This window comes from Pseudomonas sp. HS6-2 (assembly GCF_049325675.2).
GTDB lineage: Bacteria > Pseudomonadota > Gammaproteobacteria > Pseudomonadales > Pseudomonadaceae > Aquipseudomonas > Aquipseudomonas putida_N.
On sequence record NZ_CM143906.1, the window covers coordinates 2812878 to 2826753 of the forward strand.

Genomic DNA, 13876 nt, shown 5'->3' on the forward strand with positions numbered 1-13876 from the left:
GCACCCTGCGCTCCGGTCAGCCGAGGCTGGCCGGACGCACGTATTCCGGCATGAGGCCGTTGGTCCAGAACAGGATCATTGTCACCAGGATGGTCACCAGCAACAGCAACCCCACACCCCAGACGCAGCTGGCAAACAGCATGGCCTGCTCCTTGCGCAGGCGCAGGAAGGTCTGCAAGCCGCCGTACAGCAATACCGTGGCGTAGGCTGAGGCGGCGACCAGTGCCAGCAGTGCCAACCAGCGGATCGGCACCAGGCCGAAAACGCCAGCGAAGAACCACGGCGTGGCGCAATAGGCGGCGAAGCCGATGCATTGATTGAGCGTCGGTTGCGTATCGAAGCCGCGCGACATCCAGCGGATCATTACCCCCATCAGCATCACCCCGACCACCGTGGTGGCATACAGCAGCCCGGCCAGTTGCGCGGCGCTGGCCATGCTCAGGCGCACGCGGTCTTCAGCGGCGAGGCTCCAGCCGAAGGTGGTGGTGCCAACGAACAGGCACAGGGCAGGGATCAGGGCCAGCACCAACAGGCGCGGCAGGTATTGTTGCGGGTGGTCTTCCTCGGCGCGGCGGATGTCGATCCAGGCGTCGGAGGGATGGGTGAAGAGCTTGAGCAACGGGCTGTTCATGACGTTCTCCAGAAGGCAAGGCCTTGTAGTTATGGAGATCCGCCGTTTGCGTCAGGTTCAGCCGGGTGCGTCGCCGTTGATCGACTTGTTACTGCAGCTCCAGCAACAAGTTCAGGCCGCCATCGCCGCATTTGCCTTGATCACGGACCACCCCGCGGTAGCTGCGCCCATCCCAGACGAACGCAACGCTGTGGGCGCGCTCGACCTTGTCCGGCAGTGGCGGGCAGATATGCAGGCGCAGGGCGGGGCGGCCCTGGAGGTTGAGGGCGGCCAGCTGGCATTGGCATTCCACGCTCAGAGCTACCGGCCCGAACAGGGTGTCGCGCACGTAGTCGAGCTGCAGGCTGGCGTTGGGCGCGCGGCCGGGCATCTTCATGGCCGCTGGCTTCCTGCGCGTTGGCACAGCAGGGAAGGCTGGATGGGCATAGGCGACAGGCTCCTGGCAAAAGGATGGCACGTATCATCCTTTGGAAGCTTACTGGAGGCAGATGTTCAACTTGTTTCAGAGGTTTTGTGGAGTGTGCCGACGAAGGGCCGCATGGCGGCCCTGTATTTTGCCGCTCGGTCTATTTGCGTTTGCGCCTGGTGGATTGAATCGGCGCCTGTTCAAACGCCTCGGGTGGTGCGGGTGCTGCCCGCACATTGAAAAGACGACATATCACGTACCAACATATGGCTACGGAAAGGTTGTAGGGAAACAGCACGGCCCAGAACGGCAATTGCCAGTTCTTCTTGCCTTGCATTTCACCGGGTTCGCCGGTTCGCCATGGGGCATAGTGGCGCCAGGCTTCTGCTGGAGTGAGACAGATGGCGTGTAGGGGCCTGTGCCACCAGTTGGGCTCTCCCGGTGGAGGAAGCTTGTCGGGGCCGTGGTCCATGAAATGGCGGAGGTATTCCCAGACTTCGGCGACATACTTTATGTCGGACTCGGTAGGTTCATTGCTGTCGATCCAGAGGCAATCTTGCTGGTGGAAAGTGCCATCTTCTCGACGGGGAGCGAATGCCAAAGCGTACTGGGTGCTGAAAGAAGATCCGCCAAATTCGGTACGTTTGAACACTCCGCCGCTGACATTGTTCCAGTCGAAGATTAATAGTTTTCTTATGCGCTGATAGTATATTTTTTTCGATAATCGATTTAAATAGAAATCTGAAAGATTTTTTATATAGAAAATTCTGTATAGCAGGAAAGGTGAGAAGGTAAGCGATGCCGAAAGGTACATGAGTATGAAGTCGAGATCGTGCGCGAGTGACATCTCTGCCTTGATGATGCTCGAGCAAACAAAGATGATGGTGCAAATAGTCATGGCGATGTAAAGTTTTCCCATGAATACGGAGTCTGTGACCCATGGGTTGCGCAAGCGTATCAGTATATCTGTTCTGCTGACCAGTTGGCCTGAAATATACGCATTGAAATTGGTGTTTTTTTGAGGGGAGAATAACCAGGTGACTGACATTTTTAGGCTCCAAGGTAGAACGTGTTCGAAGCGATGAAGTCATTGGAAAAACCTGGATTTGGATTGTATGCAATATTGAGTCTCGCTTGTATGCTTCTGCCTACTTCTAGCTTGAGGTTTAATACCATTCCGGAGTGAGTCGGGTAGCAGTTGGGCCGTGGCTCTGCGGTTGAAATACTTCCATCAGGCTGCACGAGTTGTAAAATTCCTGCCCATCGGCTTAAGCCAATAACGAAGCCACTTAAAAGCACGGTGAACTCCACTGTCGCGTTTACCTTGTCTTCTTCGTTGCGCACGATTTTTGTCCAGTCGGGGGGAGACCAATATCTCTTTTCTTTCCATTCGCTTGATAGTCCTGGAAGAAACATTGAGTTTGATTGCTTGGTGGTAAGCAGGGTGGGTGAGTAGCACGCTGAATGCCATCGACTAATTTCCTCGATGAAATTATTGTACCGAGGAAGTTTCTTCTCGTAGTCGAGTTGTATCCCCTCGCGGATCTCTCCGTCATTTCGAAGATTGCCGAAGATGCTTCGTGCTGCCCATAGCTCTATTGGTCTGTGGATTCGCTCATTTGCTTTTGCATGAAAATAGAACCCTCCTGCAATGAAAGCCGCGCCGAAAAGGACAAAGGCTGCAGCGGTCCAACCTGAAAAAGGAATAACTTTTGTCGCGCCGGGAACAGCAAGCCCACCCTCCAGAACAATAGCGGATCCAATAGCGATGAGAATTCCACCTGCAAACGTATATCTTGCTGCCGTGGGATCGCCCTGCTGCCTCTGCCTTTGAGATTTTTCAATGTCTGAGTAGAGACCCAGCATGATCGCAGGGTAACCTGACAAACGCGCAAATAGATTGCTGCCTAGGTATTTGAAGAGCCCATTACCAAACGCCAATCCGGGAGCGATAGAGCTCGACTTCAGTAGCACTGCTTTCTGTATTGCCCGTGCGCCCACCAAGGTTGCAGCAGTAGCACCGACGACCCCGAATATGGACGCTGCGAACCCTGCGGCATATTCAGGTGCGCCACCTTTCAGCAAACTTTTATAGGCCACCTGTAGCGCGAGCACGTTAAACCACAGCATTCCGGCATTCAAACCCGTCCCGACGCCAGAAGTGAGCAGTCCGAGTAGCGTTGGCTTTACCAATGAAGTCGTGGTCATCTCCAGCATCACCGTTCGGCTGCCCATGATGCGCAGCTGCTTCATTTCCTCTACTTGCGACATGCCACTTTTCAGGTATTTCTCTACTTCCTGACTGAACGGATTTTCGAGAATCAGCTTGTCGGTAATGTTGTATCGCGCCGCGAGCAACCCCAGCGCCTTCTCGGCATTGACCTCGCGCGCTGCGGCCTGCACCTGCTGACGCAGGCTGTTGCTGGCATCCCAACGCGTCTTCCCGTGCATGCGCTTGAGCACCACGGTGCTGACCGATTGAGCCGTGAGGTCAGTGATACGGGCATAAGCCGGAAATCGGCCAACCAGACCTTCGATGACGTTGTCGCTGGCACCGAGCAAGGTGCCGATCGAGTCGGCCTTGTCGCGGAATGGGTTGAACGGTGCCAAGGCGTCGTACAGCGGGCTGTCGTGTTGGTCCAGCCAGCGCTCCAGGCGCTTGAAGCGCAGGTCCTGCTCTTCGGTCCCGGGCACGGGCTGGCCCATCGGGTGAATCAGCAGGGCCAGAGACATTTCCAGTCCGCGTGCGGAGCTGAGATCGTCACGGTCATAGCAAGCCAGCGCGGCCGCCAGGCTGTACGGATCGTCCAGATGGCCGGCTTCGGCGGTGGCCAGCCAGGCGTCGTGTTCGTTGCTGGCTTGCAAGGCCAGCTCACGCATCTGGCTGATGCGGTATTCCAGTTCGTCGCGTTCCTCCAGAAACTTAAGGTACTTGGCGGTATCGATGCGCTGTCCCAGTCGATGACCCTGCTCGGAATAGTCTGGGTGGGTGAGCACCCGGAAGCGTTCCTCGTAAGGCGGCTTCGGTCGGCTGTCGGGGCGTATCCTCAGGGCCGCTGTGCCCAGGGACGGGTTGTCGGCCGGGTACATGCTTTCCAGGGTCTTGTTCAGCAACGTGGCCACCAGGTTGCGGTGGTGGAAGTCGCGGCTCTGCGGGCTGAGGCGTTCGGCATCCAGCTGGTAGCACAGCGGCACGTCGGCTTGCTCGGTACCCTGCGCCGGCTTTGTATGGGGCAGCTGTTCGGCGGGCATCAGGTCGCGCAACTGATGCTGGTAGGCCGACACCGACAGGCTCAGGTCCAGGGCCAGGCCTTCGGCGTCGCTGAGCACCACCACGGCGGGAATCTTCGGTTGGGTGTAGGGGTAATGGCGTGCAACGGCGTGCAGGCTGCCTGCGAACAGCGCCGAGGTGCGTGGCTGGCTGCTCCAGCTCAGCGACATGCGTTGCGCGTCCGGCTTGAAGTCTTCGACCCAGGTTTGCAGGGCGCTGACCGGCAGCACATGGGGCTGGGTGGACGGCGCCGGGTTGCCGGCAATCAACTCGGCCATGTTCAGCTGGCGCATGTGCCGTTTGCGCATGGCCAGCGAACCGGTGATGCGCGCAGTCATGGCGTTGCTCCACAGGTGCGGGCTGTAGGCGATCCAGACTTCCTTGGCGCTTGTCTCGCAGGTGTCGGCCCAGACCCAGCCCATCGCCCGGCCGGACAAATAGCGGTCGCGCCGCTGGTAGTGTTCCAGGCAGCGGTAGCGCAACTCCTTGTACTGGCCCTCACCGTCGTACTCGTGGATGACCAGCTTTTCGCCCTGAGTGCCTTTCATGAACACGTAGACATAACCCGGACGGAGGGCGCGCAGGGTGTAGGCGCAGTGCTGCAGTGGAGGGAAGCCTTGCTCCAGGACGAAGCCGGAGTCGCTGTAGCGAAAGGGCGGGGCAGCGCCGGTACGTGGCACGATGGCGTAGCGCACTGGCAGGATCGGTACCCGTGCGCTGCAGGCAGGGGGTGAGGCGGCGCGGCTCACGGTAGCGTCGTTCATCGGGTGATTCCTCGAGCTGGTAATCGGCGATCAGCTGCAATTACGCTGAGGCCGAACACTAGCGAGGAAGCCATTCTTGGAGGATCGTCACCCTTCCTATTACGTTGTGGGAATTGTCGACACGTAATCGCTCAGTCATTCAATTCCCCGAAACGCCAATGCCTATCATCCCCCAATTCGGGGACTTCCCATGGGTAATCATCCCCAAATCGTTCCCGCTTCCCTTTCCAACTAACTGAAATTAAACGCAATTCCCTTATGGCACACACCTTGCTGACCTCTTCGCAGTGTTTCCTGTGTCCCGGAGGTGCAGCATGTCGACCCCGTCCAAAGGCCCCGTCCTGACGTCATTCGTCCTGGCCCTGTTTGGCTTGGAAGCGCCCGCCGAGGCCGCCGTGCAGTGTCAGCGCAGCCTGGTGGCCAACGTGGTGGCGCTGGACCAGCCGCTGATGTTCAACCGCCTTGGCGCGCAGAACGCCAACGGCATGATGTTCGCCCTGCGCGAGGATGTGGTGGACGACCACCAGGTGCCGCTGAGCAAGGGCGGCGCGGCGGTACCGGGCAAGGTCACCTTGCGCCCCGACAAGCGCCCGCGGCCGATCGTGCTGCGGGTGGCCGCCGGTGACTGCCTGACGGTCAACCTGACCAACCTGCTCGACTACAAGGCCAACCCCAACAAGCACGGGATCGAGCCTGAACAAGGCGAGGGCCCGGAAACCGAAGTCGAACATGAGGGCGGTGAACACTTCGTTGCCGATGAGCAGGTGACCGACCGCCACGTCGGCTTCCAGGTCAACGGCATGCAGGCCGTCAACAGCATCGGTGACATCGCCGCCAACACTGGCCGCAACGGCAATTTCCTGGTGGCCCCCGGCAACACCCGCAGCTATACCCTGTTTGCCGAGCGTGAAGGTGCGTTCGCCGCCACCAGTCAAGGCGCGACCTTTGGCGGCCAGGGGGGCGCCGGCAATGTTGCCAACGGCCTGTTCGGCCAGGTGGTGGTCGTCCCCAAAGGTGGGCGAACCTTCCGCAATACCCTCACTGAAGAAGAAATGCGCCTGGCAACCACCGGGCGCACGGCAACCGGCCAACCCGTGATCGACTACCAGGCGCGGTACCCGCAAAGCGAGCCATGGCTTAGTGAAGGCAAGGCCGGAAAGCCGATCATCGCCATGCTCGACGGCAATGAGATCCTCAACAGCGAAACCGATGCCATCGTCATGGGCCCCAACCCCGATGGCAGTTTTCCCAAGACCACCTATCCGCTGGAGAGCATCGGCAAGCGCAACCCGGCACTGCCCAACCGCCTTGAAGCGTTCCGTGATTTCGCCTCGCAGTTCGCCGACGAAGTGGCCGCCACCCAGGCCTTCCCGGGTTATTGGGCCGACCCGGTGATGGGCCATGTGCTGGAGCCGACCCGCGATTCGTTCATGATCAACTACGGCTCGGGTGGCATGGGCGCAGAAGTGGTGGCCAACCGCCTGGGCGTCGGGCCGATGCATGACTGCCTGTCGTGCGCCTATGAGGAATTCTTCCTCAGCGCACATACCGTGGGCGATATCGGTACGTTGGTCGATGTACCGGCCAACGTCGGCCTGGAGCACATCCGCCCAGGTGAAGTGCCGCCGGCCAGCGCTACCGGGGTCAAGGCCAGCATGGCCCTGTACCCGGCGGAGCCGGCCAACGTGCACCACAGCTACATCGGCGACTTCACCAAGTTCCGCAATACCCACAACGGCCACGAGCAGCACATCTTCCACCTGCATGGGCATCAGTGGCTGTTCAACCCCAACGATGACAACTCCGACTACATCGATGCCCAAGGCATCGGGCCGGGCATCGGCTACACCTATGAAATCGCCAACGGCGGATCAGGCAACCGCAACCGCGTGGCCGGCGATGCCATCTACCACTGCCACTTCTACCCGCACTTCGCCCAGGGCATGTGGGCCATGTGGCGGGTGCACGACGTGTTCGAGGAAGGCACTCGCCTGGAAGTCAGCGGGCAAGGCCAGAACGGCTACCACAGCACACCCTTCGCCCTGCGCAGTGGCAAGCCGGCAGTCGGCGCACGGGCTTTGCCCGATGGCGAGATCGTGGCCGGTACGCCGATCCCGGCCATCGTCCCGTTGCCTGGCAAGGCCATGGCACCGATGCCAGGCAAGGTGGTGGTGATACCCAAGCTCGCCACCGAGCAAGTGGCCGCCGATGACCACGCCCACGAGTCCGCCGCGCCCAAGGCAGTCGGTTCGCTGGCCCTGGTCGACCGTAGCGAGGCCAACCGCGACGCCGACGGCAGCTTGAAGAACCCCGGCTACCCGTTCTGGATCGGCGGCATGGAAAGCAGCGTCGGCAACCGCCCGCCAACCCCGCCGCTGGACATGCTCGATCCGGCCCTGGCCAAGCAGTTGAAGGAGAGCGGCAAGGCCCTGTGGGCCAACCTCGACCCGAACCAGGTCGACGGTTGGGACGGTGGCCTCGGTCGCCACGCGCTGGATGGGGTGTCCGCCGGCGGTGAGGCGGTGACCACCACCACCAAACTCGATTTTTCCAAGGTGGTGCACAAGGCCAGGCCGATCTACCTGCCGGAAGAGGGCACCGACGTCGAACAGGCTGCCATGCAGTTCCACGCCAAGGCCGAGCACGCCAGCTACGCGTTGATCCCCGGCAGTCAGCCGGTGGCCAAGGCATTTCGCACCAACGGCGCGCTGCCGACCGCAGGCGCCCCCTTCTACGAACCCTGCATGGACGACCGCGGCAAGCGCCTGACCCAGTCCTCGGGCGTAGGCGAGTTCTTCAGCGGGGAAAGCCTCACCGGCATGAACTTCCGGGGCGCGTCCGCCTTCACCGCTGACCGCCCGCGCATCTACAAGGGCGCCAATATCCAGTTCGATGCGGTGTACAACAAGGTTGGCTACCACTTCCCGCAGGCACGCATCCTGGCGCTCTGGGAAGATGCCTGGCCGGTGATCACCAAGCAGCGCCCGCCTGAGCCGCTGGTGATGCGCATGAACACCTTCGACTGCACGATGTACACCCACACCAACCTGATCCCGTCGTACTACGAGATGGACGACTACCAGGTGCGTACGCCGACCGATGTGATCGGCCAGCACATCCACCTGCCGAAGTGGGACCTGACCGCCGCCGACGGTTCGGCCAATGGCTGGAACTACGAAGACGGCATTCTTTCGCCCGGCAGCGTGGTGGAACGGGTGCAGGCCATTCGCAGCTTCAACGGCTGCACCGAGGGCGATGCCCGCGAGGGCACGGCCGCCTGCCCGAAAGCCAGGCAGCACCCGTACTTCGGGCGCTTCGGCCGGGCTGACTGGCAGGGCGCGCGTACCGCCATGCAACGCTGGTTCGCTGACCCGCTAATCAACGTGCATAACGTCGACCGGGGCCTGGGCACCATCTTCACCCATGACCACCTTGGCCCATCGACCCACCAGCAACTGGGGCTCTACGCCACCGTGCTGGCCGAGCCGGCCGGTTCCACCTGGTACCACGCCGAAACCGGCGAGAAGCTGTACAACCCGGGCGCCCGCCAGGACGGCGGCCCGACTTCGTGGCAGGCGGTGATCCAGACCGGCGACCATGACGGCGACGGCAAGAACGACAGCTACCGCGAGTTCTTCCTGGAGTACAGCGACTTCCAGCATGCCTATGAAGCGGGCGTGTACGTCGGCGCTGGCCCGGATGGCGTGCCCAACGGCCAGGCCTATCCGGCCACCGCAGACAGCTTCCGCTACGCCATCAACCCGCCGGTGCGGCAGAAGGCTTCCAACCTGCTCGAGTCGGTGGTCGAGTCCCGTGGCGGCTTGAGCCCAGGCTGCCCCAGCCGGCCATGCCCGCAGGCCATTTCGGTGGATGACCCCGGCATGTTCGTCGTCAACTACCGCAACGAGCCGCTGGCCCTGCGCGTGTTCGACCCGAACAAGGTCGGCCCGGACGGCAAGCGCGGCATGCAGGCCGACGGCCTCGGCGGCGACCTGGGCTACGCCCTGCAGAGCCGCACTGACCGGGCGATCCCGGCCATGAACCTGGCGCCTTCGGCGATCACTTCGGCGGTCGGGCCAACCGGCGGCACCACGTTGTTCCCACCCCACATCAACCAGGCCGGTAGCGAGCCGGGTGACCCGTTCACGCCCATGCTGCGTACCTATTCCGGCGACAACGTGCGCCTGCGCCTGCACGCCGGTGGCCATGAAGAGGAGCACAACGTCACCCTGCACGGTGTGAAGTGGCTGCAGAACGGCTCCGGCTTTGGCAACAGCTCCAACTCGGGCTGGAAGGCCTCGCAGATGATCGGCATTTCCGAGCAGATGGGCTTCATGGCACCGGTGTCGATGATCTCCAGCTCCGCGGCCACCAACGGTGATTACCTGTACAGCATGGATGCGGCCCTGGAAGGCTACTGGAACGGTATCTGGGGCGTGATGCGCAACTACACCGCGCAACGCGCCGACCTGTTCCCGTTGCCGAACAACCCGCAGCCGGTGGCCATGCGCAACACGGTCAACTTCGACGGCGTCTGCCCGAAAACCACGGCCAACCCCAATGGCATCGGCACCCGCCCGACGGTCAAGCGCAGCTACGAGATAGTCGCCGCACTGGCCAACGACATTCTCGAGAACCGTAACGGCGTCAGCATCTACGACCCGGCCGGTATCGGCCAGCATGTCGGTGGCCCGCTCAAGGCCAACGGTGGCACCCTGGTGTTCAACAGCCGCAATACGCGTATCCCGCAGGTGACGGTGGTCGACGAGGAGGACGGCACCACCTTCACCGTCGGCGGCCACAGCGCGCCGTTGCATGACCCGACTGCCGTGCTGTACGTGCGCAAGGCGGACCTCGACCCGGCCACCGGCAAGCTCAAGGCTGGCGTCCCGGTGGAGCCGCTGGTGCTGCGCGCCAATGCTGGCGACTGCATCAGCATCACCCTGGAAAACCGCCTGCCGCAGGTGATGCCTGACTTGCCCAGCACTGCGGTGATGCAGAACGTGGTCAAGCGCGACCGCTTCGATAGCGAAGGCGCCACCGCCTTCAACAACAACCTGATGCGGCCGTCCAGCCATGTCGGCCTGCATGCGCAGCTGCTGGCCTACGACATCACCAAGTCCGACGGCGTCAACGTCGGTGCCAACCCGGTGCAGACCGTGCCGCCCCGGGCGGGTAACAGCGGCGCCTACCCGAGCCGGGTGTACCAGTACTACGCCGGCCACCTGGAGCGCGAAGGCAAGCCGCTGCTGCAACTGGGCCGCACGGTGGACAACATCAACACCACGGCGATCGAGTTCGGTGGCCTCAACCTGACCCCGGCGGATGTCATCAAGCAACCGCAGAAGGGCTTGGTCGCCGGCATGAGTGTCCTGCCGCAGACCGCGACCTGGACCGAGGACAGCGCCAGCCGCGCCCAGGCCACGGTGAAGGTCAGCGGCCAGCCCGACTACCGTGACTTGGTCACAGTGTGGCAGCGCTCAATGAACATGCGCTGGGCCGATGGCCGCCCGGTGGAGGGCATCGCCACCGAAGGCAACGGCGTGCCGGGCGATCCGAAGGACAACGGCAACATGGCGCTGAACTACAAGACCGAGCCGCTGTGGCTGCGCTTCGGCCTGGCGCCGGACGCACCGTTCGGCCATGCCGATGGCTTCGGTTTTGCCGACGTGCCCAACGCCCACATGGCCTACAGCAACGCACTGGTCGGCGGCGACCCGCAAACCCCGGTGCTGTATGCCAAGCCTGGCCAGCCGGTGCGCAGCCATGTGCTGATGCCAAGCGGTGGCAGCCGCGGCATCACCTACCAGCTCGACGGTCACCTGTGGCCGCTGCACAACTACCAGGCCGAGAAGAACGACCTCGACGGCTACCCGACGAACCTGCCAGGCATCGGCTCGGTGCGCTTCGGTTACAACCCGATGGCCATGTACATCGGCGCCCAGGAGAGCGTGCTGCCGGCGGCGCACTTCAGCTTCATGCTGCCCAGTGCCGGTGGCGCCAACGCAGTGCCAGGTGACTACCTGTTCCGCGACTATGCCGCCTACGGCAACCTCTCGGGACTGTGGGGCATCTTGCGGGTGACCAATGATGCGCCGCCGGCAAATGCGGCGAGCCAGTAAGGGTAGGGGAGCGCGAGCATGTACAAGAACAAGAAGACTCGGCCTGCAGTACTGGGGGTGATGCTGGGTGCGGTGCTGATCGGTTTGGGCGTGGCTTATGAAAAGCTCTGGTGCGACCCGCGCGAGCTGCTGCAGGAGCCTGGCGACCCGCAGGCCCTGCACCGGCTCAGCCGCGATGGCGTGACGGTGGAGTTCGAGGCGCGCCCCTTGGCCGGCGGCGATGTGCGTGAAGGGGCCTTTGCCAACATCCGCTTCAAGGTCACCGACCAGGCCAGCGGCCAGCCGCTGTCGGGCATGGCGCCGGGGGCCTGGATCGACCCGGCGCAGTCGGCACCGCTCGAAGGCGGCAACCGCGATCAGAGCTGCAAGGCTCGTGTTGCGCTGTTCCTCAAGAGCAGCATCGGCGCTCGCCCGTTGCTGGACCTGAACAGCTACTTCCTGCTGGTGCTGAACAAGGACGCCAGCCTGACCGTGATCGACCCGACGGTGTCGGTGGGCGGCATCACCAGTACCCTGGCGCGCATCGACCTGCCGGGCCGGCCCATGGACTGGGCGGCAACCGGGGATGACAAGCAGGTGTTCGTGTCGATCCCCGAGCGTGGCCAGGTGGCGGTCGTCGATACCGAAACCTTCACCCGTGTGGCGACCCTGGATGCAGGCGAATCACCGGTGCGCTTGGCCTTGCAGCCGGACCAGCACCGGCTGTGGGTTGGTAACAACAGCCGCAACCCGGCCAAAGGCGGGGTGACGGTGATCGACGTCCCGTCGCGCAGCACCCTGAAGTCGTTCGCCACCGGCTCCGGGCACCACGAAATCGCCTTCAGCGCCGACTCGCGCTACGCCTTTGTCAGCAACCGCGACGGCGGCACGCTGAGCATCATCGACATCCCCGGGATGCGCCTGGTGAAAACCCTGGAGGTCGGCCCGCACCCGCTGTCGGTGGCCTACTCGGCGCTGTCCCAGGCGGTCTACGTGGCCGACGGTGAAGAGGGTACGGTGCGGGTGATCGATGCCCGCAGCCACCAGCTGCGCCACATCGTCAAGGCCGAGCAGGGCCTTGGGCCGATGCGCTTCAGCCGCGATGGCCGCTGGGGCATCGTGCTCAACACCATGGACAACCAGGCGCTGGTGATCGACGCCAGTACCGACACGCTGATCCACCGCGTACCGGTGGCGGCCGAGCCGTACCAGCTGACCTTCACCAAAGGCTATGCCTACATCCGCGGGCTGGCCTCGCCCAAGGTCAGCATGATCAACCTGAGCAGCCTGGGCGAAGGGCGCCAGCCGATCGTGCAGGGCTTCGAAGCCGGCCCTGCGGCGCCACGCCAGGCCGGTGACCTGCCAGTGGCCCAAGGATTGTCGGTGTCGCGGGACGACAATTCGGTATTCGTGGTCAACCCGGTGGACAACACCACCTACTTCTATGCCGAAGGCATGAACGCCCCGATGTCTGGCTACAACAACCGTGGCCACCAGGCCCGCGCGACTCTGGTTATCGACCGCAGCCTGCGCGAACTGGCCCCCGGGGTGTATGGCTCGACGGTGAAAATGCCGGCGGCAGGTACGTTCGATGTGGCCTTTCTGCTCAACCAGCCGCAGATCATCCACTGCTTCAGCACCGAGGTGGCCGCCGCGCCGGATGCGAGCAAGCGCCGGGGTGCGCATGCCGAGTTCATCGGCCTTGACCAGCCCATGCCGCAGCAAACGGTGTTCACCGCCAAGGTGCGCATCGTCGGCGACGACGGTCGGCCACGGGTCGGTCTGGACGACCTGACCCTGCGCTATTTCCTGGCACCCTCGTCGCTGCCGCGCAACCTGCCGCTGGTTGAGGTGGGTGATGGCGTGTACCAGGCGCCGCTGACCTTGCCCGAAGCCGGAGCCTGGTACCTGCATGTGCAGTCGCCGTCGCTCGGACGCAAGTTCGCCGAAGAAAACTACACCAGCCTGCGCGTGCTGCCCGCCGCTGCGGCTACTGCTTCCCAGACCGAAGTGAGGAATGTGCGATGAACGCCAAGCATTCTTTCCAGCTGCTTGCCCTGAGCCTGGCATTGGCCAGCAACCTGGCCCTGGCCCATGCCGGCCATGAACACGACAGCCACGCCGGGCAGCCGCCGGCGGCACACCAGGAGAAGGCCAGTGTGCGCTTTGCCGATGTCTCGCTGCTCAACCAGAATGGCATGCCGGTACGCCTGGAAAAGGACCTGGTAGGCGAGCACCTGGTGGTCATGGGCTTCATCTACACCAGCTGCACCACGGTGTGCCCGGTGGTGTCGTCGATCATGGGCAAGGTCCAGCAACAGCTGGGCGGCCGTGTGGGCGAGGAGATCCAGTTGGTGTCGATCAGCGTCGACCCGCAGCGTGACGACGCCAAGCGCCTGCAGAATTATGCCAAAGCCTTCCAGCACGGCCCGGGCTGGAGCTGGCTGACCGGCTCGCAGTACGCGATCACTGAAACCCTCAAGGGCCTCGGCAGCTTCAGTGCCGACCTCAGCCAGCATCCGCCGCTGATCCTGGTGGGTGATGGCCGCACGGGCCACTGGACCCGCTACTACGGCTTTACCGACCCGGCCGTGCTGGTCGAGGAAATCAACCGCCTGAGTGCCCGCCGCGTGCACGCCAAGAGCACCGCCATCGCCGAACACAGTGAGGTGCAGCCATGAGCAGCACAGCCCGCCACACCAC

7 protein-coding genes are annotated in these 13876 nt (G+C 62.9%); 3 read left to right on the forward strand and 4 right to left on the reverse strand.

Annotated features, from left to right (window positions below):
• Nucleotides 1-16: 16 nt before the first annotated feature.
• The 4 genes from ACOKS3_RS13160 to ACOKS3_RS13175 form a co-directional block, all read right to left on the reverse strand.
• A complete protein-coding gene (locus ACOKS3_RS13160) occupies nucleotides 17-631 on the reverse strand; it encodes a Yip1 family protein (RefSeq protein ID WP_422763167.1) in 615 nt (204 codons plus the stop codon).
• Nucleotides 632-719: 88 nt separating this feature from the next.
• Complete coding sequence (locus ACOKS3_RS13165) at nucleotides 720-1007, reverse strand: hypothetical protein (RefSeq protein ID WP_103447117.1); 288 nt, start codon at nucleotides 1005-1007, stop codon at nucleotides 720-722.
• A 190-nt stretch (nucleotides 1008-1197) separates the two neighbouring features.
• Complete coding sequence (locus tag ACOKS3_RS13170) at nucleotides 1198-2085, reverse strand: DUF6708 domain-containing protein (RefSeq protein WP_422763168.1); 888 nt, start codon at nucleotides 2083-2085, stop codon at nucleotides 1198-1200.
• A 2-nt stretch (nucleotides 2086-2087) separates the two neighbouring features.
• Nucleotides 2088-5072, reverse strand: a complete 2985-nt coding sequence (locus tag ACOKS3_RS13175) for a T6SS effector BTH_I2691 family protein (protein WP_422763169.1) — start codon at nucleotides 5070-5072, stop codon at nucleotides 2088-2090.
• A 314-nt stretch (nucleotides 5073-5386) separates the two neighbouring features.
• On the opposite strand from ACOKS3_RS13175, the gene mnxG reads away from it, so the two are divergent.
• Genes mnxG through ACOKS3_RS13190 form a run of 3 tightly spaced genes read left to right on the forward strand, consistent with a single transcriptional unit; the run spans nucleotide 5387 to nucleotide 13854 of the window.
• Entirely contained in the window at nucleotides 5387-11194 is a 5808-nt protein-coding gene (gene mnxG, locus ACOKS3_RS13180) for a manganese-oxidizing multicopper oxidase MnxG (RefSeq protein ID WP_422763170.1), read from the forward strand.
• Between the two features lie 18 nt (nucleotides 11195-11212).
• Nucleotides 11213-13201 (forward strand): cytochrome D1 domain-containing protein, encoded by a 1989-nt coding sequence (locus ACOKS3_RS13185; RefSeq protein WP_103447121.1) that lies wholly within the window; start codon nucleotides 11213-11215, stop codon nucleotides 13199-13201.
• Nucleotides 13198-13854, forward strand: a complete 657-nt coding sequence (locus tag ACOKS3_RS13190; RefSeq protein WP_103447122.1) for an SCO family protein — start codon at nucleotides 13198-13200, stop codon at nucleotides 13852-13854. The genes ACOKS3_RS13185 and ACOKS3_RS13190 overlap by 4 nt, the downstream gene beginning before the upstream one ends.
• Nucleotides 13855-13876 lie beyond the last annotated feature (22 nt).